This window comes from Halomonas sp. LMYGS-3 (genome assembly GCF_059509875.1).
The window spans coordinates 1-25,320 of the sequence record NZ_JCAKFQ010000042.1 but is presented as its reverse complement, the minus strand read 5'-3'; the positions used below and the strand labels follow the sequence as shown (position 1 = coordinate 25,320).

27 protein-coding genes and 1 pseudogene are annotated in these 25,320 nt (G+C 52.9%); all 28 read left to right on the top strand.

Annotated features, from left to right (window positions below; all coding sequences use genetic code 11):
• The coding region (locus AC5W54_RS21435) for an IS4 family transposase (protein ID WP_495964133.1) at positions 1–1,014 on the top strand (1,014 nt) is incomplete at its 5' end.
• A gap of 467 nt (positions 1,015–1,481) precedes the next feature.
• Positions 1,482–1,772 (top strand): nucleotidyltransferase family protein, encoded by a 291-nt coding sequence (locus tag AC5W54_RS21430; protein WP_110284046.1) that lies wholly within the window; start codon positions 1,482–1,484, stop codon positions 1,770–1,772.
• A complete protein-coding gene (locus tag AC5W54_RS21425) occupies positions 1,769–2,149 on the top strand; it encodes a HepT-like ribonuclease domain-containing protein (protein WP_495964132.1) in 381 nt (126 codons plus the stop codon). Before AC5W54_RS21430 ends, AC5W54_RS21425 begins: the two co-directional genes overlap by 4 nt.
• A 178-nt stretch (positions 2,150–2,327) precedes the next feature.
• Positions 2,328–2,435: pseudogene (locus AC5W54_RS21420) on the top strand (sulfate adenylyltransferase subunit CysD); the annotation flags it as partial.
• A 369-nt stretch (positions 2,436–2,804) separates the two neighbouring features.
• Positions 2,805–2,996, top strand: a complete 192-nt coding sequence (locus AC5W54_RS21415; RefSeq protein WP_495964131.1) for a DUF433 domain-containing protein — start codon at positions 2,805–2,807, stop codon at positions 2,994–2,996.
• Between the two features lie 9 nt (positions 2,997–3,005).
• Positions 3,006–4,445 (top strand): MBL fold metallo-hydrolase RNA specificity domain-containing protein, encoded by a 1,440-nt coding sequence (locus tag AC5W54_RS21410; RefSeq protein ID WP_495964130.1) that lies wholly within the window; start codon positions 3,006–3,008, stop codon positions 4,443–4,445.
• Between the two features lie 108 nt (positions 4,446–4,553).
• Positions 4,554–4,715: a DUF4160 domain-containing protein gene (locus AC5W54_RS21405; RefSeq protein WP_495964129.1), complete on the top strand. Its 162-nt coding sequence runs from the start codon at positions 4,554–4,556 to the stop codon at positions 4,713–4,715.
• Positions 4,639–4,959: a DUF2442 domain-containing protein gene (locus AC5W54_RS21400; protein ID WP_495964128.1), complete on the top strand. Its 321-nt coding sequence runs from the start codon at positions 4,639–4,641 to the stop codon at positions 4,957–4,959. The genes AC5W54_RS21405 and AC5W54_RS21400 overlap by 77 nt, the downstream gene beginning before the upstream one ends.
• A 92-nt stretch (positions 4,960–5,051) precedes the next feature.
• The gene (locus tag AC5W54_RS21395; RefSeq protein WP_495964127.1) at positions 5,052–5,228 is read left to right on the top strand and encodes a hypothetical protein; all 177 of its coding nucleotides are present in this window, start codon (positions 5,052–5,054) and stop codon (positions 5,226–5,228) included.
• A 96-nt stretch (positions 5,229–5,324) separates the two neighbouring features.
• Positions 5,325–6,266 (top strand): DUF4351 domain-containing protein, encoded by a 942-nt coding sequence (locus tag AC5W54_RS21390; protein WP_495964126.1) that lies wholly within the window; start codon positions 5,325–5,327, stop codon positions 6,264–6,266.
• A gap of 94 nt (positions 6,267–6,360) precedes the next feature.
• Positions 6,361–6,573, top strand: coding sequence for a DUF4351 domain-containing protein (locus AC5W54_RS21385; protein WP_495964125.1), 213 nt, complete (start codon positions 6,361–6,363; stop codon positions 6,571–6,573).
• A 352-nt stretch (positions 6,574–6,925) separates the two neighbouring features.
• Positions 6,926–7,501, top strand: coding sequence for an RpnC/YadD family protein (locus AC5W54_RS21380; protein ID WP_495964124.1), 576 nt, complete (start codon positions 6,926–6,928; stop codon positions 7,499–7,501).
• A 35-nt stretch (positions 7,502–7,536) separates the two neighbouring features.
• Positions 7,537–7,785, top strand: coding sequence for a DUF4351 domain-containing protein (locus AC5W54_RS21375; RefSeq protein WP_495964123.1), 249 nt, complete (start codon positions 7,537–7,539; stop codon positions 7,783–7,785).
• A 1,058-nt stretch (positions 7,786–8,843) separates the two neighbouring features.
• Positions 8,844–10,784 (top strand): glutamine--fructose-6-phosphate transaminase (isomerizing), encoded by a 1,941-nt coding sequence (gene glmS / locus AC5W54_RS21370; protein ID WP_495964122.1) that lies wholly within the window; start codon positions 8,844–8,846, stop codon positions 10,782–10,784.
• A gap of 128 nt (positions 10,785–10,912) precedes the next feature.
• On the top strand, positions 10,913–12,226 hold the full coding sequence (gene wbpA / locus AC5W54_RS21365) for a UDP-N-acetyl-D-glucosamine 6-dehydrogenase (RefSeq protein WP_495964121.1): 1,314 nt from the start codon (positions 10,913–10,915) through the stop codon (positions 12,224–12,226).
• A 13-nt stretch (positions 12,227–12,239) separates the two neighbouring features.
• Complete coding sequence (locus tag AC5W54_RS21360; RefSeq protein ID WP_495964120.1) at positions 12,240–13,187, top strand: Gfo/Idh/MocA family oxidoreductase; 948 nt, start codon at positions 12,240–12,242, stop codon at positions 13,185–13,187.
• A 2-nt stretch (positions 13,188–13,189) separates the two neighbouring features.
• Positions 13,190–13,771 (top strand): acyltransferase, encoded by a 582-nt coding sequence (locus AC5W54_RS21355; RefSeq protein ID WP_495964119.1) that lies wholly within the window; start codon positions 13,190–13,192, stop codon positions 13,769–13,771.
• Positions 13,768–14,853 carry a DegT/DnrJ/EryC1/StrS family aminotransferase gene (locus AC5W54_RS21350; RefSeq protein WP_495964118.1) on the top strand — a complete coding sequence of 362 codons (1,086 nt, stop codon included), beginning with the start codon at positions 13,768–13,770 and terminating at the stop codon, positions 14,851–14,853. The genes AC5W54_RS21355 and AC5W54_RS21350 overlap by 4 nt, the downstream gene beginning before the upstream one ends.
• Before the next feature lie 3 nt (positions 14,854–14,856).
• Positions 14,857–17,340, top strand: coding sequence for a glycosyltransferase (locus AC5W54_RS21345; protein WP_495964117.1), 2,484 nt, complete (start codon positions 14,857–14,859; stop codon positions 17,338–17,340).
• The gene (locus AC5W54_RS21340; protein WP_495964116.1) at positions 17,341–18,435 is read left to right on the top strand and encodes a hypothetical protein; all 1,095 of its coding nucleotides are present in this window, start codon (positions 17,341–17,343) and stop codon (positions 18,433–18,435) included.
• On the top strand, positions 18,432–19,844 hold the full coding sequence (locus AC5W54_RS21335; RefSeq protein WP_495964115.1) for a glycosyltransferase: 1,413 nt from the start codon (positions 18,432–18,434) through the stop codon (positions 19,842–19,844). Before AC5W54_RS21340 ends, AC5W54_RS21335 begins: the two co-directional genes overlap by 4 nt.
• A 1-nt stretch (position 19,845) precedes the next feature.
• Positions 19,846–20,916 carry a non-hydrolyzing UDP-N-acetylglucosamine 2-epimerase gene (gene wecB, locus AC5W54_RS21330; protein ID WP_495964114.1) on the top strand — a complete coding sequence of 357 codons (1,071 nt, stop codon included), beginning with the start codon at positions 19,846–19,848 and terminating at the stop codon, positions 20,914–20,916.
• 32 nt (positions 20,917–20,948) lie between these two features.
• Complete coding sequence (locus AC5W54_RS21325; protein WP_495964113.1) at positions 20,949–22,172, top strand: glycosyltransferase family 4 protein; 1,224 nt, start codon at positions 20,949–20,951, stop codon at positions 22,170–22,172.
• A gap of 34 nt (positions 22,173–22,206) precedes the next feature.
• Positions 22,207–23,481, top strand: a complete 1,275-nt coding sequence (locus tag AC5W54_RS21320) for an exopolysaccharide biosynthesis polyprenyl glycosylphosphotransferase (protein ID WP_495964112.1) — start codon at positions 22,207–22,209, stop codon at positions 23,479–23,481.
• A gap of 112 nt (positions 23,482–23,593) precedes the next feature.
• Positions 23,594–23,779, top strand: coding sequence for a hypothetical protein (locus AC5W54_RS21315; RefSeq protein WP_495964111.1), 186 nt, complete (start codon positions 23,594–23,596; stop codon positions 23,777–23,779).
• Positions 23,780–23,868: 89 nt separating this feature from the next.
• A complete protein-coding gene (locus AC5W54_RS21310; RefSeq protein WP_495964110.1) occupies positions 23,869–24,156 on the top strand; it encodes a HigA family addiction module antitoxin in 288 nt (95 codons plus the stop codon).
• A 462-nt stretch (positions 24,157–24,618) separates the two neighbouring features.
• Entirely contained in the window at positions 24,619–24,876 is a 258-nt protein-coding gene (locus tag AC5W54_RS21305) for a type II toxin-antitoxin system RelB/DinJ family antitoxin (protein WP_495964109.1), read from the top strand.
• The gene (locus AC5W54_RS21300; RefSeq protein WP_495964108.1) at positions 24,876–25,148 is read left to right on the top strand and encodes a type II toxin-antitoxin system YafQ family toxin; all 273 of its coding nucleotides are present in this window, start codon (positions 24,876–24,878) and stop codon (positions 25,146–25,148) included. The genes AC5W54_RS21305 and AC5W54_RS21300 overlap by 1 nt, the downstream gene beginning before the upstream one ends.
• Positions 25,149–25,320 lie beyond the last annotated feature (172 nt).

The window sequence follows — 25,320 nt, the reverse complement described above, 5'->3', positions numbered from 1 at the left end:
GCGGAGGAAGTGCCCTCTGCCTGGACCTGGCAGGGCCGGCCGATCAAGCTGATCGACGGTACCACGGTGTCGATGCCGGACACGCCCGAGAACCAGCAGCGCTTTCCTCAGCAAACCAGCCAGAAGCCCGGTCTCGGGTTCCCGACCGCCCGGCTGGTGGCCATCCTGGACTTGAGCAGCGGGGCGATCCTCAATGCGGCGATGGGGCCCGTGAAAGGCAAGGGCACGGGAGAGCATGCCTTGCTGCGGGAGATGCTCGACACCTTTGAGTCAGGCGACATCGTCATCGCCGACCGTTACTACCCCTCCTATGCGCTCATCGCGGCGCTGAAAGCCCGCGGTGTCGATGTGGTCATGCGCCAACACTTTGGCCGCCAGACCGACTTTCAGACAGGGAAGAGGCTGGGTGACAAGGACCACATCGCCACCTGGCAGAAACCGAAGAACCGGCACGAGTGGATGAGTCAAGAAGCCTTTGATGCCTTGCCCGACACCATGCCGGTCCGGGAGCTGGCCGCCGGGAACATGGTCATCGTCACGACACTGTGCTCCTCCAGGCAAGCGCCACGCCAACAGATCCAGGCGCTCTACCAGGAGCGCTGGCAGATCGAGCTGAGCTTCCGGGATATCAAGACGACACTGGGCATGGAGGTGCTGCGCTGCAAGACGCCCGCCATGGTGGAGAAGGAAGTCTGGATGTATTTGTTGGCGTACAACCTGATCCGCCGCGTGATGGCGCACTCCAGTGAGTGGGCGGACCGGCTACCCCAGCACGTCAGTTTCAAGCATACGTTGCAGATTTTCCGACAGATAGCGACACGTTCGCCGCTAACGGACGAGGAGCGCCAGAGCGTCATGGGGCACATCACCGCGATTCGCGTGGGCCTGCGGCCGGATCGGTTGGAGCCAAGAGCTATCAAACGGCGCCCCCGGCCCCACCGGTTATTGAAAACGCATCGCCACCAAGCGCGTGAGGAGATCCAACGCTACGGACATCCGAAAAAGCTTAAGTAAGTGCCATTCGGGTCTGACCCCATAGGCGCGGGCCTCGACACCGGAACCCGCCTCCGGGGTCTGACCCCCGGGATGTCGAGAGTATAAGGCTGGAAGTCTTGAGATCCTGTAAGAAATCCTTTTGGCTATCTAGTGAGGCGAATAGATCATGAATACGTCTGAAAAGATTGTCAGTAATATCAACCGGCTTCCCGAGTCACTCCAGAAGGGGCGCTGGACTTTACTTATTTTCTGATGCAAAGACTTGAAAAAAGTGAATTGAAAAGCTTTTCTCATGCACAGGAATCGAGCATGGAAAAGCTATGGGACAATGACGAGGACGAGGTCTGGAACGATGTACCAGTCCGGTGATGTTGTCCTGATTCCTTTTTCATCAATTAAGATATGGAAAAGCAAGCGTTGGCTGATTGACGGCTAATGCTTCATGGTCTAAGGTTTGGCTATTCAAGTGCCAATGGGGGCTCTGCATGAAGCCATCTATTGCATATCAGCAGCATCGTGAAGCCATCCGGCAGATCGTGGAGCGGCACCATGCCAAAAACCCCCGCATCTTCGGCTCTGTCCTCCACGGCCAGGATACGGATGGAAGCGATTTGGACATCCTCATCGACACCACCAAGGAGACATCACTCTTTGATGTGGGTGCTATCCGTGAAGAGCTTACAGAACTCCTTGGGGTGGAGGTTGATGTGCTGACCCCTGGTGCATTACCTGACAGGTGGAAAATGGAAGTGCTGAATGAGGCTCAGGCAGTATGAGTCGTCGGGATGAGTTGGCTTTAAGAGACTACCTTGAGCATATTCAGCAGGCCATAGGTCGAATTCAGCGCTATCTCATAGACGTTGACCATGCTGCATTCCTCATGAATGAAGAAAAGCAGGATGCGGTGATCCGCAATCTGGAGATCATCGGTGAGGCAGCGGGTAATATCCAGCGCCACTTTCCGGACTTTGCTGCGAAGCATCCGGAATTTCCCCTGAAAGCTGCTTACGGCACACGAAATGCGTTGGCGCATGGGTATTTCAAGGTCGATCTAGATGTGGTTTGGAAGACCATTGAGAGAGATTTGCCTATGTTGGAGGTTCAGGTTGGCGAGGTGCTTCAATCTCTCAATCAAAGTGGAGCATCGCCATGAGTCTCGAACCTACGCCTTAACCTTCCTTTCTACACCATTGTCAGCCCGTTGATTGATTTCGCCGTCCTTTGATTATTGTCTTTTCTTAACTCTTAACTCTTAACTCTTAACTCTTAACTCTTACAGCTTAAAGCTCTCCCTCTACAATCCTTGAACCCTGAATTCATCTGGGATCTCGATGTCCGAAATAACCCCCGAACGCGCCACCCACCTCAAGCAGCTCGAATCCGAGTCGATCCATATCATCCGCGAGGTGGCGGCGGAGTTGCGCAACCCGGGGATGATGCAAGCGAAATGATCGCCTTCTGCATGGCCGCGGAATCCGGCATGGAGCTGATCGAGCACATCAACGAAGGTGAGGGGGCGAGCTGCGACGGGGAAGCCAGTCGCCGGGCAGTTGAAGACAGACGGGTAGCGGGGCGGGTTACCGGCGCTGGGAGGCCCTAGGGGGTCAGACCCCGGCGGCGCCGAAGCCGCTCGTTCAGTGCCCTGTGACGTGCCACAACTCGGCCGGGGTCTGACCCCATAGGCGCGGGCCTCGACACCGGAACCCGCCTCCGGGGTCTGACCCCCGGGATGTCGAGGTTACCGGGGAGAGCCCACGTTGACGACTTCTGTCGAGCACGGGGTCAGACCCCAAGGATGGGAGGTAATCATGCGCAACCTTCAATCAAGAATTACGATTAACCCCGACCAGTGCGGCGGTCGGCCCTGCATTCGCGGGATGCGAATTCGGGTAGTCGATGTGCTTGAACTGCTGGCACAGGGTTTGACGACCGAGCAGATCCTGGAGGAAATGCCCGACCTCGAACGGGATGATATCGAAGCCGCTATTAACTACGAATAAGAAGGCAACGTGAACATACTCCACCACGGCGGCGGGGCGGGCGTCACCGGCAGCTGCCACCGCCTGCAGGTCGCCCCGGACCGGGCCCTGCTCGTCGACTGCGGCATCTTCCAGGGGCAGGACGCCGAGCACCTCGACAGCCTCGAGCAGCACCAGGTGCGCTTCCCGGTGGAAGACGTGCTGGCGCTGGTGGTCACCCACGTGCATATCGACCACATCGGCCGGCTGCCCTACCTGCTGGCGGCGGGTTACCAGGGGCCGATTCTCTGCTCGGTGCCCTCGGCACGGCTGCTGCCATTGGTCATCGAAGACGCCCTGAAGGTCGGCTTCACCCGCGACCGCGCCCTGATCGAACGCTTCCTGGCCGAAGTGCAGGGGCGGCTGGTGGCGCTGGACTACCAGCGCTGGCACACCGTGCTCGACGACGAACGCCACCGCCTTCGCGTCAAGCTGCAGCGCGCCGGGCATATCCTCGGTTCCGCCTACGTGGAAGTGGATACCCAGGACAAGGCCAGCGGGCACCACCAGCGCACCGTGTTCTCCGGCGACCTGGGTGCGCCCTACGCACCGCTGCTGCCCGCGCCCAGGCCGCCGTACCGGGCCGACGTGCTGGTGCTGGAGAGCACCTACGGCGACCGCCGGCACGAAGACCGGCGCCACCGCCGCGAGCGGCTCAAGGCCGCCATCGACAGAGCCTTGGAGAACGGCGGCACCGTGGTGATCCCCGCCTTCAGCGTGGGCCGCACCCAGGAGCTGCTCTACGAGCTGGAAGGACTGATTCATCGCGCACGCAGTGAACGCTGGCGCGAGCTCGAGATCATCGTCGACTCGCCCCTGGCCGCTCGTTTCACCGCGGTGTACCGCGAACTCAAGCCCTGGTGGGACGCCGAGGCCCACCAGACGCTGCGCCGCGGCCGCCACCCGCTCAGCTTCGAGAACCTCTACACCGTGGACGGCCACGAAGCCCACGAACGCACCGTGGCCTACCTGGCCGAGAGCGGCCGGCCCGCGGTGGTGATCGCCGCCAGCGGCATGGTCAGCGGGGGCAGGGTGGTGAACTACCTCAAGCGCATGCTGAACGATCCCCGCCACTGCGTGCTCTTCACCGGCTACCAGGCCGCCGGCACCCCGGGCCGCGACATCCAGCGCCATGGCCCCAGCGGCGGCTGGGTGATGCTGGATGGCCAACGCATCGACATTCGCGCCCGCATCGAAACCGTGAACGGCTACTCGGCCCATGCCGACCAGCAGGACCTGCTCAACTTCGTGCGCCGCATGCGCTACCCGCCGCGGGAAGTGCGCCTGGTACACGGCGACCCCCACGCCCAGGCCGCGCTCAAGGCCAAGCTGCTGGCGTGGGCCGAAGGGGCAGGGCGTGCGCTCGAGGTAACAGCGGCCGCAGAATTTTCAAGACGAACAGAGACCGAGACAGCTATTCCAGGAGCATAGCGATATGCCTATTCTGTCCATTTTCTTTGGTATAGTGGTGCGCATGTAGCATGACGATCACCCGCCACCCCATATTCATGTCGAAACCAAGGTTTCGAAGCATTAATCGTGATCCGCACTGGAGAAGCCAAAGCCGGAAAATTGCCGAGAAAGGCGACCAGCATCGTCCGGGAATGGTGTCTTGAGCATCAGCATGAGCTACTCGAAAATTGGGAAAGAGCGCAACACTTTGAACCGTTGGAGCGCATTAGAGGAGCTGACCATGGTTAAACTGCTTTTCGTTAAATATTTGCAAAATTTCCAATTCGAACTTGAATTTTCCGATGGCGCTCACGGTATATTCGACCTGTCAGAATATCTAAGAGAGCATCAAGGCCCCTTGCTTGAACCTCTGAAAGATGAAAAGTATGCCAAGCGCTGCTTTATCGATGCCGGAGCGCTCTGCTGGCCCAATGGGCTCGAGCTATCGCCTGCTCGTCTTCATGAGCCGCAATACCTGAAAAGCGTCGCTTAGGCTTTAACCAAGCTGGGGCAGGATTAACGTGAGGAGCCAGACTGCATGCGCCATGCACGGGCGCAAGGTAGATGTACTCCTGAGTGCACCGAATGCCAGCGAGCAGGCGCTCTCACGCCGCCGCCCAGGCCGTGGTCACCGCCGCCGGCGGCGAAGTGCTCGACGCCAACACCCTCGAACCGCTGCGCTGCAACCGGCAGGACAGCGTGCTCAACCCTTGGTTCATCGTCTGCGGCCAGCGGCATCAGCGCTGGGAAGCGGCCCTGTAGGCCTGCCTGAAGCTCCAAGCTTGAAGCCGGAAGAGCGCAAGCTGGAAGCCCGGGCCCAGCGCCAAGGAACACCTCCAGGATGAGGATGCGAGCCCCATGAGCGACCCACTCCCTCGTCAGGATCACGACAGTCCATGGAAGGAGGCCCTGGAGTGGCGCTTCCCCGAGTTCATGGCCCTGTTGTTTCCCGGCATCTACCCCGAAATCGACTGGTCGAAGGGGCATAGCTTTCTCGACAAGGAGCTCCAGCAGATCACCCCGGACGCCGATAACGGCCGGCGGTACGCCGACAAGCTGGCCAAGGTCTACACCTACGACGGCCAGGAGACCTGGGTGCTGATCCATGTCGAGGTGCAGGGCGAACCCGAGGCGGATTTTGCTGCCAGAATGTATACTTACCATTATCGGCTGCTGGATCGCTACGGCGTCGACGTGGTCAGCCTGGCGGTGCTGGCCGACGCCAGTCCCGGCTTCCGGCCGCAGCGCTTCCAGCGTGGCCGCTGGGGCTGCGAAGTGGACTTCCGCTTTCCGGTCGCCAAGCTGCTGGATCTCGATGCCCGCTGGGCGGAACTGGAAGCCAGCGACAATGTCTTTGCGCTGGTGGTGATGGCCCAGCTCAAGGCCAAGCTGCTCGATGACGGGCACGAGCTCAAGCGCTGGAAGGCGCACCTCACGCGATCGATGTACCAGCGTGGCTACGTCAAGCAGCAGATCATCGAGCTGTTCCGGCTGATCGACTGGATGATGCGGCTGCCGGATGCTCTGGAACGCGAGTTCCTCGACGAACACTATGCCTTTGAGGAGGCTCAGCACATGCCCTATGTCACCAGCGCCGAACGCTTCGGCATCGAGAAGGGCCGCCAGGAAGGGCGCCAGGAGGGAGAGCTGCTGCTGCTCACCAGGCAGATCACGCTGAAGTTCGGCGAGCTGCCCGACTGGGCGCGGGAAAAGCTCGAGCGCGCCACCACCGACCAACTGGAAGCCTGGGCCGAGCGTATCCTGAGTGCCGATAGCCTGGAAGCCCTGCTGAAAGAGTGATCGCCCCTCCAGGGCCGAGGACCAAGCGCCTTGTCGCAGACGTCGCGCACGCGAGTTCCTCGACGAACACTATGCCTTTGAGGAGGCTCAGCACATGCCCTATGTCACCAGCGCCGAACGCTTCGGCATCGAGAAGGGCCGCCAGGAGGGAGAGCTGCTGCTGCTCACCAGGCAGATCACGCTGAAGTTCGGCGAGCTGCCCGACTGGGCGCGGGAAAAGCTCGAGCGCGCCACCACCGACCAACTGGAAGCCTGGGCCGAGCGTATCCTGAGTGCCGATAGCCTGGAAGCCCTGCTGAAAGAGTGATCGCCCTTCCAGGGCCGAGGACCAAGCGCCTTGTCGCGAACTGAAAGCCCCGGAACGCTGGGAAGCGGCCCTACGAGTCAGCCTGCCAGGCAGCTGAAGACAGACGGGTAGCGGGTTATCGACGCAGGGAGTCCCTATGGGGTCAGACCCCGGCGGCGTCGAAACCGCTCGTTCAGTGCCCTGTGACGCGCCACAACTCGGCCGGGGTCTGACCCCATAGGGGCGGGCCTCGGCGCCTGTTTCGGCGAACATGCTGCCATCGTCGAGACAATGCCGGCGATGTCCCCGAGTCGAGCCGCCATGCCCCCGCCACGGCGAAAGACGCTGGAATGCGGCACAAGATATCGCCGAGATGGTCGAAAGCGTCAGCGGCGGGCTGGAAAAGTACTGCCCCGCCGTGCGCTACCTGCTGCTCGACGAGAAGGCGATCGTCAACGATCCCCAGTGGCCCGACGAAACGCGCAATGTGGTCGCAGCGCTCTTCAATCTGGAGCATTATCAGGGAATCGATGAAGCCCTGAACGTGCTGGGGCACCTGGTCGAATGGCTCTATGCCGATCAGCAAGAAGAGCTGCGCAATGCCTTCACCAGCTGGCTGAAGCAAGTCTGGGCCAGGCGACAGGCACCAAAGGAGCAGTGGCAGGAACTCAACCGGTTGGAAGACCTGCGGGAGGTATACACCATGCTGCAAGAACGTACCGGCCAATGGCCGCAGCGCTGGAAACAGGAAGGTCGCCAGGAAGGCCGCGAGGAAGGCCGCCAGGAAGCGCTGAAAGAGGCTGAGGCCCGCATCCAGGAGGCCAAGCTCGAAGCCAAGCGAGAGACCGCTCGCAATCTAATCGAGACCACCAGCCTTGATAATGTCACCATTGCCAATGCGACCGGCCTGAGCGAGGACGAGGTGCACGAGCTGCGCTCGACCCACTGAAAGAGTTACCTGGCTTCGGTTCGGAGGCTCAGCACATGCCCTATGTCACCAGCGCCGAACGCTTCGGCATCGAGAAGGGTCGCCAGGAAGGCCGCCAGGAAGGCCGCCAGGAAGGCCGCCAGGAGGGAGAGCTGCTGCTGCTCACCAGGCAGATCACGCTGAAGTTCGGCGAGCTGCCCGACTGGGCGCGGGAAAGGCTCGAGGGCGCCACCACCGACCAGCTGGAAGCCTGGGCCGAGCGTATCCTGAGTGCCGAGAGCCTGGAAGCCCTGCTGAAAGAGTGATCGCCCCTCCAGGGCCGAGGACCAAGCGCCGAGCGCCTTGCCGCGAACTGCAAGACCCATGCGCCTGACAAATACCCAACGACAGATCATCCAGCATATCGTCACCGACGAGCTTGGCCCTGGCGCCACCGTAAGACTATTCGGCTCACGGCTGGACGACACCGCCCGTGGCGGCGATATCGACTCGTTCGTTGAGCTCTCTGTCCGGCTCAGCGTTCGCGCCATGCACGGGCGCAAGGTAGATGTACTCCTGAGTGCACCGAACAAGATCAGGCCAGCCTGCCAGGCAGTTGAAGAAAGCCGGGTAGCGGGTGACCGACGCCGCCGGGAGCCCCTAGGGGGTCAGACCCCGGCGGCGTCGAAGCCGCTCGTTCAGTGCCCTGTGGCGCGCCACAACTCGGCCGGGGTCTGACCCCATAGGGGCGGGCCTCGGCGCCTGTTTCGGCGAATCTGCTGCCATCGTCGAGAAAATGCAGGCGATGTCCCCGAGTCAAGCTGCCATACCCCCGCCAATACATGCACCCATCACCCAGCCCTGTAGAGCCAGGCTCAGGCTCCGCCGGGCGATCGGCGCCGCAGGCGCCCCGGCGGTGATCACCCCCGTATGCCCCATCACCGCCCCTTCCCCCGAGTATCCCCCTGTTTCCCCGCCTGTTTTCCCGTTGACCCGCACGCCGGGTGCTGTATCCTCCCAACCCCAAGCAGACTTAGCCCATCACGCATGGCCTACAGCGTCCCCGGCGCTCAACCATGGAGCACGGCCGCGTGGTGACGTAGAATGGCGCGATCATTAAAACGATACCGCAGGGGTGCCGAGCCGAGGCTTGGCAAGGGACGATAAGGGGCGCTGGAACCGCTCCCCGGCATGTATTGTGTGCGCCTACCATGGCGCTTCATGACTGACCTTGTCCTCGCCGCTCGCTCACCTTCGGTATCCAGGCTTGGTACAGGGCATGGGAATGCGCCCGGGAGAATCCCCGGGCGGTAGCGTGCCTATCGCCATCTGGCCCGCGCTCGCTCACCACATTCCTTCTTTCAGCTTTTTCTTCAGGACCGCCATGTGTGGAATCGTCGGCGCAGCCAGCCTGCGCAATGTCACCCCCATTCTTCTCGAAGGGCTGAAGCGGCTGGAATACCGCGGCTACGACTCTGCCGGCATCGCCGTGGCGCTGGCCGGTCAGCTCCAGCGGGAGCGTGAGGCCGGCAAGGTCGCCGAACTGGAAGCGAAGCTGGCCAGGCGGGAGGTGAAGGGGCAACTGGGCATCGCCCACACGCGCTGGGCCACCCACGGCAAGCCGAGCCGCTACAATGCCCACCCGCACATGTCGAATGCCTCGGTGGCGGTGGTGCACAACGGCATCATCGAGAACCACGAGAGCCTGCGGGAGTCGCTCCAGGAGCAGGGGTACACCTTTCACTCCGAGACCGACACGGAAGTGATCGCCCACCTGTTCCATCACCACTATCAGCAGACCGTGGCGACCGATGCCGAAGAGCGTCTGCTGACCGCGTTTCGCACCACCCTCTCGGCCCTGCACGGCGCCTATGCCCTGGGCATCATCCATATCGAGCACCCCGATCGCCTGCTCTGCGCTCGCATGGGCAGCCCGCTGGTGATCGGAGAAGGCAGCGAAGAACACTTCATCGCCTCCGACCCCCTGGCATTGCTGCAGGTCACCGACCGCTTCATCTACCTGGAAGAGGGTGACCATGCCCTGGTCACACGTGATGCCTGCCGGATCTATGAGGCCTTGGGGTCAGACCCCAAGGCTGAACAGGCTCGACAGTCAATGCCAATGGCCACGACAGAACAGCCAGCGGGGTCTGACCCCAAGGCCGTGCTTGGGTGGCCAGAAGCGCGCCGCCCCGTCGTGCGCTACGAACACGGTGATCAGGTAGCCGACAAGGGCGAGTATCGCCACTTCATGCTCAAGGAGATCCACGAGCAGCCGCGCGCCCTGAAGGCCACCCTGGAAGGCAAGGTGTCAGACGAGGGCCGGCTGCTCACCTCCATCCTGGGGCCCGGTGCCGATGCGCTGCTGGCCAGCGTCAAGCAGGTCCAGATCGTTTCCTGCGGCACCAGCTACCATGCCGGCCTGGTGGCGCGCTACTGGCTGGAGGGGTTGGCCGGCATTCCCTGCTCGGTGGAGGTGGCCAGCGAGTTTCGCTACCGCCACGTGGTGGTGCCCGAAGGCACTCTGTTCGTGACCATCTCCCAGTCGGGCGAGACGGCGGATACCCTGGCCGCCCTGCGCTTCGCCAAAACTGCCGGCTATCTCGCGACCCTGGCGATCTGCAATGTACCGGGCAGCTCGCTGGTGCGGGAATCCGGCCTGCGCCTGCTGACCAACGCCGGGCCGGAGATCGGCGTGGCCTCCACCAAGGCCTTCACTACCCAACTGGCGGCACTGTTGTGGCTGAGCTTTGCCCTGGGCCGTGAGCGACTGGGCGAGGAGCGGGTGGCGTCACTGATGGCCGACCTCGCTGCCCTGCCGGAGCAGGTCAAGCGGGTGCTCGAACTCGAGCCGACCATCGAAGCCTTGGCCGCCCGCTTCGCCAGCAAGCGCCATACCCTGTTCCTGGGGCGTGGGCCGCACTATCCGGTGGCCATGGAAGGGGCGCTGAAGCTCAAGGAGATCTCCTACATCCACGCCGAGGCCTATGCCGCCGGCGAGCTCAAGCATGGCCCCCTGGCGCTGGTCGATGACGACATGCCGGTGGTGACCGTGGCACCCAGCGATGAGCTGCTGGAAAAGCTCAAGAGCAACCTGCAGGAAGTGCGCGCCCGCGGCGGCCAGTTGATCAATTTCGTCTGCGAGCATGCCGGCCTGGAAGAGGGGGAGGGCGTGCACAACCTGACGCTGCCCAAGGTAAGCGACTACGTCGCGCCCATCGTCTACAGCGTGCCGCTGCAGTTGCTCTCCTATCACGTGGCCCTGGTCAAGGGCACCGATGTGGACAAGCCCCGCAATCTCGCCAAATCCGTAACTGTTGAGTAACCGTCTGCATTGCTCTGAAAGATATACACGGAGAATGACATGATGTTTACTAACAGCCATAAATTGTAGCAGTTTCCGTAATGGAAGCTTGCTTTACTTTTAACATGAAAATGATTGGGTGTTAAAAAATGACCGAAATTAAAAATTCGCTTATCGACAAGCTGAAAACGAAAGAGGCAGTTATCGGCATTGTCGGTTTGGGCTATGTTGGTTTGCCGTTGATGCTGCGGTACAATGACATTGGCTTTCGTGTTTTGGGAATTGATATTGATCAAGGCAAGGTCGACAGTCTCAATGCCGGCAAGAGCTACATTGAGCACATTTCTTCAGAAAAAGTTACCAAAGCGGCTCAGTCTGGTTTTCAAGCCACTACAGATTTCAGTCGCGTAACTGAAGTTGATGCAGTGATTCTGTGCGTGCCTACACCGCTGAACAAGTATCGCGAGCCGGACATGAGTTTTGTGGTCAATACCACTAATGCCCTCAAGCCGTATCTGCGTGAAGGGCAGGTTATCTCGCTGGAGAGTACGACCTATCCGGGTACCACTGAGGAAGAGCTGTTACCGCGTGTCCAGGAGAACGGTCTTCTGGTAGGCAAGAATCTTTTCTTGGTCTACTCACCAGAGCGTGAAGATCCGGGCAATCCGGATTTTGAAACCCGTACCATTCCCAAGGTGGTGGGTGGTCATACGCTTGCATGTCGTGAGGTGGGAGTCGCACTCTACGAGTCCGCCATCGATCAAGTCGTCCCGGTCAGTTCCACCAAGGCGGCAGAGATGACCAAGCTGCTGGAGAACATTCACCGTGCGGTGAATATCGGTTTGGTCAATGAAATGAAGGTAGTGGCCGATCGTATGGGAATCGATATCTTCGAAGTTGTCGATGCAGCCGCTACCAAGCCTTTCGGTTTTACTCCCTACTATCCGGGCCCAGGTCTGGGGGGGCACTGCATTCCTATCGACCCCTTCTACTTGACTTGGAAAGCTCGTGAATATGGCTTGCATACTCGTTTCATTGAACTTTCTGGTGAAGTGAATCGCGCGATGCCGGAATATGTAGTCGGCAAGCTTATGGACGGCTTGAATGATCATGGTAAGGCATTGAAGGGCAGCCGGGTTTTGGTGCTGGGTATCGCCTACAAAAAGAATGTTGATGATATGCGTGAATCTCCATCGGTTGAGATAATGGAAATGATTCAGGCGAAAGGTGCCGAAGTGGCTTATAGCGATGATCATGTGCCTGTGTTCCCGAAGATGCGTGAGCACCATTTTGGCCTTTCGAGCGTTGAGTTGACAGTTGACAGTCTGGCAAGTTTCGATGCCGTGGTATTGGCGACCGACCACGACTGTTTCGACTATGAGCTCATAAAGCAGCACGCACATTTGATCGTTGATAGCCGTGGGACCTATCGCGAACCTGCTGATCATATCATCAAGGCTTGAGGAGCTGTGAAAAATGAAGAATTTTGCCCTGATCGGTGCTGCTGGCTATATCGCCCCTCGCCATATGAAGGCCATCAATGAAACTGGCAACCATTTATCGGTAGCCTATGACATCAACGATTCTGTGGGTGTTATCGACTCAATCTCACCAGCCAGCGAGTTTTTTACCGAGTTCGAGCGATTCCAAGAGCATGCCTGGCAGCTCAAGCGTCAGCCGGCAACTGCCTTGGATTACGTGGCAATCTGCACTCCAAATTACTTGCATCATGCACATATCGCCGCCGGTCTGCGAATGGGGTGTGATGTGATCTGCGAGAAACCGTTGGTCCCTACGCCAGAGTTGTTGGACGAACTTGAACTGATTGAACAAGAAACCGGAAAGCGTGTTTATAATATCCTGCAATTACGGCATCACCAGGCTATTCTTGATCTCAAGCGGAAGGTGGCCCGTGAGGATCGTCAAGGGAAACATGATGTGGAATTGACCTATATTACTTCCCGTGGCAAATGGTATATGGAGAGCTGGAAGGGAGATCCGCGAAAGTCTTTTGGCGTTGCTACCAATATTGGCGTTCATTTCTTTGATATGCTCCACTTCATCTTCGGGAAGCTACAGAAAAACGTTCTTCACTACGCAAACAATGATAAGGCAGCCGGCTACCTCGAGTACGAGAAGGCTCGTGTGCCCTGGTTCCTTTCCATTGATGCCAATGATTTGCCGGAGAGTGTAAAAGGTCAGCAGACGACCTACCGCTCTATCACAGTTGACGGCAAAGAGGTTGAGTTCTCCGGTGGCTTTACCGATCTGCACACGGTTAGCTATCAGGAAATCTTGGCTGGACGAGGCTATGGACTTGCAGATGCGCGTCATTGCATCGAGACGGTCAACACTATTCGATCTACACCTCCTCAGGCCCCTGACAACAACGAAGCTCACCCCTTCCTGAATCGGCTGATTTGACCATGAGCATACAGATTCACGACTCCGCCATCGTCGATGAGGGAGCGCAGATCGGCGATGGGTCACGCATTTGGCATTTTGTGCATGTATGCGGTGGAGCACGCATCGGTAAGGGTGTGTCGTTGGGACAGAACGTCTTCATCGGCAATAAGGCGGTGATCGGTGATCGCTGCAAGGTGCAGAATAACGTCTCAGTTTACGATGATGTGACGCTTGAAGATGGTGTTTTCTGTGGACCAAGCATGGTATTCACCAATGTCTACAATCCCCGCTCGCTGATCGAACGCAAGAGTGAATATCGAAGCACACTGGTCAGACAGGGTGCCACATTGGGGGCCAATTGCACGATTGTGTGCGGTGTGACCATTGGCGCATACGCTTTCATCGGTGCCGGTGCGGTGGTAAACAAGGATGTCCCGGCCTATGCCCTCATGGTGGGAGTGCCTGCGCGGCAGATCGGTTGGATGAGTGAGTTCGGGGAGCAGCTCGACCTGCCGCTGGAAGGGCAAGGTGAGATCCGATGCCTGCATACAAATGAGCGCTACGTAATGGATGGCAAGCAAGTGATTAAGGTGCCTGCATGATGCAATTCATCGATCTGGCCGCGCAGCAGGCGCGGATCAAGGAAAAAATCGACGCCGGTATCCAGCGAGTGTTGGCCCATGGACAATATATCCTTGGGCCGGAAGTAACCGAACTGGAAGAGAAGTTAGCGGCTTATACTGGGGCTAAGCACTGTATCAGTGTGGCCAATGGCACTGATGCTCTCCAGATTGCTCAGATGGCGCTTGGCATCGGGCCAGGCGATGAAGTGATCACTCCCGGGTTCACTTATATTGCGACAGCAGAAACCGTTGCAGTGTTGGGTGCCAAGCCGGTCTATGTAGATATTGATCCTCGTACCTACAATCTTGACCCAGCACAGCTTGAAGCCGCAATTACCCCGCGGACCAAGGCGATTATTCCGGTCTCACTCTACGGCCAATGCGCCGATTTTGATGCCATCAATGCCATTGCAGAGAAGCACAGCATTCCTGTAATTGAGGATGCTGCACAGAGTTTTGGTGCCACTTACAAGGGACGAAAGTCCTGCAACCTCAGTACCATTGCTACCACCAGTTTTTTCCCTAGCAAGCCATTAGGGTGCTATGGGGATGGTGGCGCTATATTTACAAGCGACGACGATCTGGCAGTTATATTACGCCAAATTGCGCGGCATGGACAGGATCGGCGTTATCATCATGTAAGAGTAGGAGTGAATAGTCGCTTGGATACACTGCAAGCTGCTATTTTGCTGGAAAAACTCAAATTACTTAACGATGAAATCGCCGCTAGGAATTTTGTGGCTGAGCGATACACTACTCTATTCCATGAACTGGGCACAGTACACAGTCCTTTTGTTGAAGATTACAACATGAGTGTCTGGGCGCAGTACACAATTAAAGTTCACCAGCGAGAAGTTGTGGTAGAACGGCTGAAGTCGTTAGGAATACCTACAGCGATACACTATCCCATACCGTTAAATAAGCAACCGGCAGTCCTAGATTCGGGCGTAAAATTACCAATAGGGGATGGAGTGTCCGACCAAGTTATATCTTTGCCTATGCATCCATATTTACATGGCGAAGAAGTCATGGAAATTGTGAAAGCATTAACTGAGATTTAAGTAATGATTTTCTCATTTGATAAAGAATATGTCAGCAATCATAAATTTAAAATTGCAATGTTTGTTGCTAATGGAGTTGACGGTGATTCCAGAGTTATTAAAACAGCCGACACCTTGCGCAAGATTGGCTATGAAGTTTTATTGGTAGGAGTTTCCACGAAGAAAAAAAAGAATTTATTGAAAGGATTTTCTTTTGAGACATTACTGTTACCCCATCCCAAGCATGAAATAATTTCGAAAGGATTGGATTGGAAGTCTGAAAGTGGTGTTAACTATCAAGAATATACAGCTATACTGTCAAGAGAGTTACTTTCTTTACTAGAAGACCATAAGTTCGATTTTTTGCATACCCATGATATGGTTGGTTTGGCTGTAGGGGGGATGGTATATGATAAGTATCAAGGCGAAAATTTAAAATGGATTCATGATGTACATGAGTACGTTTCTGGATTAACGGAAATCAATTCTGAGACTAGAAGGTTTTTCGAGGCATGTGAGAGTCGTTATATAAGCATTCCTGACCATATAACTTGTGTTTCAAATGAATTATCGGTAATTCTCAAAAATGAGTACTGCCTGGAAACATATCCCGATGTAATATATAATTCACCGCGTCAGTCTTCCTTTGATGAGTTCTATCACCGCGATATTAGATCGGATGTAGGCCTGCCATTTAAAACTCCTCTAGCAGTTTACTGCGGCAATGTGAAGGAAATAAGAGGTGTCGACTTAATTATTAAGGCGTTGCCAAGAATAGATAATTTGCACGTTGCAATAATTACCAACTCTAACAATGAGTATGTTGATAAAATCAAGGATCAAATAAAGAGTTTTGGAGTTAGCGATAGAGTACATTTTCTCCCTTACGTAGGCTATGACGACCTCGTATCATATATGCGGACTGCGGATATTGGTATTCATCCGATTAGGAAATATCCCAATGCAGAAATTGCACTGCCTAACAAGATTTTTGAATACTTAGGCTCAGGACTTCCCGTTGTTGTTAGTAATAATGCAGCTATGGAAAAATTTGTAACAGAGTACAACTGCGGGAAGATTTTCGTTGATGGCAATGAGGATTCATTAGCGGAGTCCATTAATAGAACGATTGCAATTGGTTATGATGCACGCGAGCTGCAAAGTTTGGCAGAAAGATTTTGTTGGGAGAACCAGGAGTTTAAATTAAAATCAATATATGATAGTTACAAACTGTTTTCAGAGGTTCATGTATCTGATAAAAATTCTTCTGTTTTACAGCTGCCAACAAGCTCAGCTGGCCAGCCAAGTATTTTGTCTCAGTGTTTAAATGATAGAGGGGTTGCCAGCAAGAGTCTTTCAGTTGCTCAGCATGGGTATGGTTATAAAAGTGATATTGATTTTCAGTTTTCTAAGTTTGACCGAAACGTTCTCAGACGTTATGTCAAGATATTAAATGATTTTGATGTTCTCCATTACCATAGCAGGACATTATGCTATAACCAAAAGCTTATATATCCGACAGGACTGGATGTAATTATAGCCAAAATGGAGGGTAAAAAGGTTTTTTTCCACTTCCGTGGGGGAGAAGCACGAAGGAAAAGTTTATTTTCCGAAAAAGAATTTAATTATGTTGAGAATAATCCAAATAATGTATTTACAAAATATTCTGAGGCGCATCAAGAAAATTTTTCAAAGTTAATAAGTAGTATATGCGATGGTGTCTTCGTTGTTGATCCTGAGTTACAGTCTTATATACCTAGGGCGTTGATAGTGCCCCGCGTAGTTAATGTTGCCCATATCGAAAAATATCTAAGTGTGTGTGACAATCCAAGGCGACAGAACAAATTTACCATTGCACATGCGCCTTCTAATAAAGAAATAAAAGGTACAAGCTGTATTGTCAGTGCAATTGAATCGTTAAAAAGAAAAGGGTACAACATTGATTTTAAGTTAGTTGAGGGAATGAATCACCACGAAGCATTAAAAGAATATGCCAAAGCTGACATAGTGATAGATCAGGTGAGAATTGGCTGGTATGGGGTGTTAGCAGTTGAGGCCATGGCTTTGGGAAAACCTGTCGTAAGTTACATAAGAAATGATTTAAAGCACTTCTTACCTAAACAAAAGCCAGTTGTATCAGCTAACCCTAAAAATATTGAAACTGTTCTTGAGAGATTATTGAATGACGGTGAGCTCCGAGAGTTGACAGCTAGCAGTGCGAGAAAATACGTACGGGAGTTGCACGATGCCCCTCATGTTGCTGAAACATTGGAATATGTTTATGCTACAATGAGAATCAATAAAAATTACTCAGAGTTAGTTGATTACTTAAATCCATTACGGAGCAAACAAATATCGCCAAAACCTAAAGCTAAAATAAATAATTTCAGAGCGGCTAAAAACTATTACTCTCTTCAAATCAATAAATTTCATTCGCTTTGTGGCGAAAGGGGGGTTATATATGCATCCAAATTGGCATTTAAAAAATTATTTGAAGGCAGAAAATGAATGCTCCAACAAATCAGTGGTTTTCACTTGTTGAATAATGCTTCTTTTCAGAAGTACTCAACGGCTATCGTGAGATCTTTCTTCTTAGGCGGAGTTAACTCTGCCGCGAGTATTTTAAATGTAGCTTCTTTTGTGTTTGTAGTGGCATATATTAATGATGGAGGAGGTTTTTTAAGTAGGTGGGTTAGTTTTAGCAAAAATTACTATCTTGTAATAGCCGTTTTTTTCTTGGTCGTAGCATCACTCACATATTCAGCAGTAAAAAATATCAATTTTTCGTTAAAGAAAGAAATTAATCATGCTTTCTACAAAAAAAAGAAAGTGAAAAAGGACTACTATTCTTTACTAAAATGGTATAAGTCACATGGGCCTCAAGTTGTTCGTTGTTTTTTTATGCTTTTCCTGCCTCCTGTCGTTGTTATTATTGCTTCAATTTCTGTGATATCAGTGTTTTATTTTCAGATGGCGTTATTTGCATTATTCAATGTTGTCTTAGTGTTTATTTTTTTTTCTATGTTTCTTACGCTAACAACAGCACCGGATTCAGAGGAATTAGTCCCTCCTTACTCAGGTTTCGCTATAGCAATACTATCAGCAACAACTTTAATTTTACCAGCCGCATACTTAGGCATTACCATTGAGGATGCAAGTGTTGATCCGGCCTTAGTTGTTTTATTAGTTTTTCTTCTGCGCTATATTTTTTCCTTCACTCGAGCTGCATTATTCTCGATTAATCGGATAAGTTTTCACACTGACTTAGTGTCGTTTCTTGGCCGCATACGTCCAGGCGAACAATCCATTTACTTGCATGAGTACAAACATGCATTAATCCATAGGGATAGTTTTGCTAAAATGACAAAAGAGGTTAGGTGCAAGTATAAAAATAATGAGATACAGCTGGGCGGTCTAACTCTTTTTGAGAAAAAGCATTATGCTATGAAGTATCAAGGCCGCTACATTGTACAAGAGGATGTTTTCTATAATAGAAAGAGAGAAGATGTTCTGTCATTTTTATCAAAGTGTAATGAGAAACTTTTAATTATTGTGTCTGATAAGAAGCATGCCAAGAAATTATTTGGAGTTGATTTTCAATGAAGAAAGTTGCTGTCCTTAGCTTTAATTCAGTTGTCAGAGACTCTAGGATACTTAAAAGTGCCGACTCTATCGTGAGCCCAGAACGGGAAGTAACTATTTTTGGCTTCGAGGATAATCATGTTAAAGACGGATATAGTCGATTGAGAGACTCAGGTGTCAAGTTGGAACTAATTCCTCGGGGGTTTTCTGCAGGACTTCTTGGATTTATATATGAAAATTACAGGGGGGTGTTAGAAAAATTTTACTTGTTATTAAAGGCGAATCGGTGGAATTTATTAATTGCCGTATTTTTAGTTTTTTTATTTGTTCTCTATTACTCTCCGAGTAGTGTGCTGAATCTTACCGTTGCTGTGACCGTTTCTATATTATTTCTTGCGTCTTTCTTTATTATAAGGTACAGGAAGTTTGTAATAGCATTAATAGCTAAATTATTGTTAAAGATGATAAGTATAACAAGGAAAAAGTTATGGGACGAGCATAGAACAGAGGCGTTGTATAAGAAAGCTTTGGAGTATAATCCAGATATTATTCATGCTCATGATCTTCGTACCATGGATGCTGCAGTTAGCCTAAAGAAAAAAATTGGCGCTAGTTTAATATGGGATGCGCATGAAATTTACGAAGAAGTCGCGCAGCTGGATACTGACACTAAAGAAAACGTTGTTAAGAAGATAAGTAATTTTCAGGCTGATGTTGACTATTTTATAACCATTAATGAAAGTATTTCAGATTATTATAGAAAAAAATATCCTAGCCTACCAAAGGCTATAATTATCAAGAACGCTTCCAGGAAAGTGGGGGAGACTTATTATGACGGTAGATTACATAAAGCATCTTGTCTGCCCCTCAATCAAAAAATAATATTGTACCAAGGTGGATTTGCTAGGAAGAGAGGTCTTGAAAATTTAGTTAAAGCTAGTGAATATTTCTCAAATGACAGAACATTAGTCATGATGGGGTGGGGGGGGTTGACAAAAACCTTACATGAAATTTCGCACGATATTAATACCCGCATTCAGCGTGAAATCCCCTCAGTGATATTTATCCCTCCCGTTCCGCAAGAAGAGCTTTATAAATGGTCAGCTGGTGCTTTTGTTGGATTAATTCCATATGAGCAGCATGGTCTTAACCATCTGTACTGTACCCCTAATAAGCTCTGGGAATATCCAAATTCTGGTGTTCCGATACTATGCACGCCAATGGTAGAAATGAAAAAAGTAGTAATCAAATGGAATGTAGGTTGGTTGCTGGATGAAACATTAACGCCAGAAATAATTGCCAGTAAAGTCAATACTATTACTGATGAAGAGCAAAAAGAAAAAAAGTTAAACTGTTATCGCTATATAGAAAGTGATAACTGGGATGCTTATTCTCAAAAATTAGCTCTAATGTATAAAGGAATATCATAGCATGAAAATTTTCACTATTGTTGGTGCTAGGCCTCAGTTTATCAAAGCAAGCGTTGTTTCTAAGGAAATTACTAAATTCCAATCATTAAGCGAAATAATATTGCATACAGGCCAACACTTTGATGAGAACATGTCTGATATATTTTTCAATCAACTTGAAATTCCCAAGCCTGATTATCAGCTTGATATACATAGTAGTACTCATGGGCAGATGACGGGTCGAATGCTGGCAGAGATCGAAAAAGTATTGATTGATAATAAACCTGATCGTGTTCTCGTGTATGGAGATACTAACTCTACACTGGCTGGTGCGTTAGCTGCTGCCAAGCTTCACATCCCAGTAGCGCATGTAGAGGCTGGGTTGAGAAGTTATAATATGAAGATGCCAGAAGAGATCAACCGAATCCTGACAGATCAGGTAAGTGATATGCTTTTTTGCCCTACTGATACTGCAGTGGAAAATCTAAAATCAGAGGGGTTTGAGAAAAAGGATGGTATAAGTATCTTTCAGATGGGAGATGTCATGCAAGATGCAGCGATCCTTTTTTCAAAGAAGTCTATCAAACCAAGTAACTTGACAATAGGGGAACATGAGGATTTCGTTCTTTCGACTTTGCATCGCGCTGAGAATACTGACGATCCAAAAAGATTGCATGAGATAATATCGGCTATAAACCATGTTAATGATCACGTAATGCGAGTAGTGATGCCATTGCATCCTCGTACAAGGAAGATAATTGACAATCTTGGCATCAATGTCAGTTTTGACGTGATTGACCCTGTTGGTTATCTAGAGATGTTATGGTTAATAAGTTGTTCAAAAGCGGTAGTCACTGACAGTGGTGGCTTGCAAAAGGAAGCCTATTTCTTCCAAAAGCCATGTGTCACTACAAGAGATCAAACCGAGTGGACTGAGCTTGTCGATAATGGAGTCAATGTATTGGTTGGTGCAGATAAGCACAAGATAATTGATTCATTGAAAAAATTTTTAGGTAGTAACGCGAATTTTTCCAAAGACCTTTATGGAGGTGGTAAGGCGTCTCAGCGAATCGTTTCTCGGTTCATGGAATAGATAAAATTCTGCATATTATTATTGGTCCATGAATGAATATTTTAATAGTTTCACAGGATGCTGGGTCTCCAATTCATGGAATGGTTTACAGGAATTACAATCTGGCTAAAGAGTGGGTTAGAAGTGGGTGTAAGGTCACTATTATTTCGGCGTCTTATTCTCATTCAAGATCTTGCCAGCCTGATGTTAGTAAGAATAATGGCCATGATGAGATAGATGGTATTGAATACATTTGGTTTTCGGTTCCAAAATACAATCCATCAAAAAGGGTTGGGCGAGTCTTCGCAATGCTTGTGTTTAACCTTCGAGTAATGCTTTCTTCTCTATGGAATAGAAAAAAGTACAGCATCGTGATTGCCTCCTCACCTAACCCCTTTTCCATTTTTCCCGCGTATTTGATATCCAGAAAATGTAATGCGCATTTGGTGTATGATATTCGTGATCTGTGGCCTCTCACACTATGTCAGCTAGGGGAGGTTTCAAAACAACATCCATTTATTATGGCCATGCAGGCTGCAGAAGACTTTGCTTGCAAAAAGTCAGAGCTGGTGCTTTCTGTTCCTAAAAATAGCAAAAAATATCTTGTTTCACGAGGGATGCACCCGTCTAAGTTTATGTATTTACCCAATGGTATTTCAAAAGATGAGGATGTGAAGGAGCCGTTACCATCTTCTCACTTGGAAAAATTGAATGAAATAAAAAGAGGGGGAGGTACAGTTGTCGGTTATTGTGGGGCTATAGGTCTTGCTAATTCGCTCCAATTTCTAATTCAGGCGGTACATCTTCTCAAGCGGTCTAATATACATGTCGTAATTATGGGGCATGGCCCTTATGAAGAAGATTTGAAGAAGTTGAGTCGTGAACTTTCTGTTCAAGATAAAATCTCTTTTTTGTCTCCGGTGCCAAGATCAGCTGTTTCAGATTTTTTGTCCAGAATCGATATTGCTTATATTGGTCTAGTCGATGCTCCGATATTTTCCATGGGTGTGAGTCCAACTAAGTTAAACGACTATATGCAGGCAGGGAAGCCAATTGTCTATTCTGTCGGTGATGAGGATAATCCTGTTAGTGCCTCAGGGTGTGGGGTATGCTGCAAACCAGATTCTGCGAAGGATATTGCGGAGGGAATAATAAGGATAGATGCTCTTGACGATTCTTCTCGACGTGAAATGGGTAGAAGAGGAAGAGACTGGCTAGACCAAAACATGGATGTCACGAAGCATGCATCTCAGGTCCTCAATAGGCTGATAGGTTAGCTCAACGGGTATCACACCTCACTTTGGAGATTTAGTGGACAAACTGTATCAGCGCCGCCACTCCCGGTGGTATGAGGTCCTGTTGCTGGGCCTGGGGATTCATCTGCTGGTGGGCATGCCGCTGGTAATCATACTGCCCTCGCTGGAGCGCTGGGGCTGGGAGTTCTGGCACTACCTGCCGGATGTGCGAACCAACACCGTCATTGCCATCGCCCTGGCATTCCTGGCCTCGGCGCTGACCTTGCGGCGCATGGCCCGCTTTCCCGGGGCGCAGTTGGCGGCCTACATCATGCCCACGGTGTCCGTTGCCTTCCTGATCGCGGTGGCGATTCTGTTCTTCACTCGTGAGGGCTACACGCGGCAGGTGTTGTTCGGTGGCTACCTGGTCAGCCTGGCGTGGTTCTTCCTGGGGTACTTCATCGGCCGGCGCTTCCGCAGGCTGAAGCTGGCGTTGGTGCCGTTCGGCGATACCAAGCGGCTGCTGGGAACACGCCAGGTCGACCTGCGGATGCTGGATTCCACTGATCTGGGCGGCGTGCGCTACGATGGCGTGGTCGCCGACCTGCGCGCCACCGACTTGCCGGCCGAGTGGGAGCGTTTCCTGGCCCGCTGCACGCTCAACCATATCCCCGTCTACCATATCCGCCAGATATCCGAGTCGCTCTCTGGCCGCGTGCAGATCGATCGCCTTTCCGAGAATGAGTTCGGTAGCCTGCTGCCCTCGCTGATGTATGTCGGCTTCAAGCGGGTGGTCGATTTCTTCGGTGCCCTGTTGTTGCTGCCGCTGCTGCTGCCCCTGATGGCCGTGGTGGCCATCCTGATCAAGCGCGACAGCCCCGGGCCGGTACTGTTCCTGCAGCCGCGCATGGGGTATCGCCAGCGCCCCTTCCTGATGTACAAGTTTCGCAGCATGTACCACGACATGAGCGGCGAGGACTTCACCATCTCCGAGGACGACCCGCGGATCACCCGGGTCGGCATGTGGATCCGCAAGTATCGCATCGACGAGCTGCCGCAGATCTTTAACATCCTGAAGGGGGAGATGAGCTTCATCGGGCCGCGGCCCGAGTCGACCTCGCTCTCAGAGTGGTACGAGCAGGACGTGCCGTTCTTCAGCTATCGCCATGTGGTGCGCCCGGGCATCACCGGCTGGGCCCAGGTGGAGCAGGGTTATGCCGCCGAGGTGGATGGCATGTCGAAGAAGCTGCAGTATGACTTCTACTATATCAAGCACTTCTCGCTATGGCTGGATGTGCTGATCACCCTGAAGACGGTGCGGATTCTGTTTACCGGGTTTGGGGCGAGGTAGGGGCTTGGCCCGCCGAGCGATTGGCGCCGCAGGCGCCTCGGTGGATATCGCTGAGGTTGGGGTAACCGGCGTCAACCCGGAGCGGCTCAATAGCCTGGTGGAGGATAGAGACATGCTGGCAGAGAACCTGGTGAAGAAGGAGCGTCTGGAAGGCCGCGAGGAAGGCCGCCTCGAGGCGAATCAGGCGACGGCCCGCAACCTGATCAAGCTGGGGGTGCTCACCGATGAGCAGATCGCCGAAGCGACTGGGCTGACGACCGCGGAAGTTCAGGCCTTCCGTGCCGAAGACAAGCACTGATTCCACGGCGGATCATGGCTTGAACTGAAGGGGCCAATGGAGGCGGTCAACTTCAGTGAACTATGAAGATTATCACTGAGGTGCCATACATGTTGATGCACAATCCCCCTCACCCAGGTGAAATCATCAAGGAACTATGCCTGGAGCCTCTTGGTTTGTCTGTGACCGCCGCAGCAGAAGCGCTTGGCGTAAACCGTAAGACCCTGAGTGCGATACTGAACGGCAAGGCTGGTATCAGCCCTGAAATGGCCATCAGGCTCTCTATCGCGTTTGAGACGTCGGCGGAGAGTTGGCTTGCCCAGCAGACCCAGTATGAGCTTTGGCATGCCGAGCAGCACCGCAAGAGCCTTCGCGTCAAGAAGCTCGTTGCGGCATAAGGTAGTACCCGCCGGTGGGAGCTCCTGTCAGGACGAGCAGATGCCTGCCTGGTGGGAGCTTGGCTCCGCCGAGCGATGGGCGCCGCAGGCGCCTGGCGGTAACCGCCAACGTCTCAGGCCACCGCCAGCGCCGCTTCGCGCCGCAATCGCCCCGCAGAGCGTGGCTCCCACAGGGTTGGTGCGGATGGCTGCCCTGTGGGAGCGCAGATCTTCTGCGCGATTGGCGCCGCAGGCGCCTCGGCGGATGTCGCTGAGGTTGGGGTAACCGGCGTCAACCTGGAGCGGCTGGACAGCTTGGTGGAGGATAGAGACATGCTGGCAGAGAACTTGGTCTCGCCCCTCCAGGGTTCATAGTCTAACAGCCGCTTAGGCTCCAACAAGCTCGACAGTGGGGGGTGACAAAGTGACGTAGTGCGGCTATGATGTAGCTACATCGTAGCCACGTCAGAAAGGGGGGACACCATGAGTGCTGATACCGTGGTCCGAGCCCGCATCGACCGCGAAACCAAAGAGCGCGCCACCGCTGCCCTGGAGGCCATGGGTCTGTCAGTGTCCGATGCCATCCGCCTGCTGATGCTGCGGATCGCCGACGAAAAACGTCTGCCGTTTGCCGTGCAGGTGCCGAACGCCACCACGGCCAAGGCCCTGGAAGAGTTGGAAGCCGGCAAGGGCAAGCGCTTTGATAGCGCGGATGCTCTGTTCGAGGACCTGGGCATCTGATGCTGACCCCAGTACGTTCCGGCCAGTTCAAGCGAGACGTAAAACGGGTCCAGAAGCGCGGCAAGGACATGGCCAAGCTGCGGACCCTGCTGGGCCTGCTAATCGAGCAGGCTCCCTTGCCAGACGTCTACCAGGACCACCCGCTGCGGGGCAATTGGAAGGGGTACCGGGATGCGCACATCGAGCCCAATTGGTTGCTGCTGTATCGCGTGGTGGATGACGAGCTGCACTTGGCCCGTACTGGCAGCCACGCTGATCTTTTCCGCGAGTAGGCAAGGCAAGAAAGGATGGTACATTACCATACCGTTATGGTTTGACTATAAATAAATAAGGTAATCCCCCGGCTTTGCCGGGGGACTACCCGAGGTTTGACCGTGTGCTGCGGTCAAAGGGAACCTCCAGTCTCCGCCAAGAGATAGGATGTTCCCAATGAGAGAGTACCAG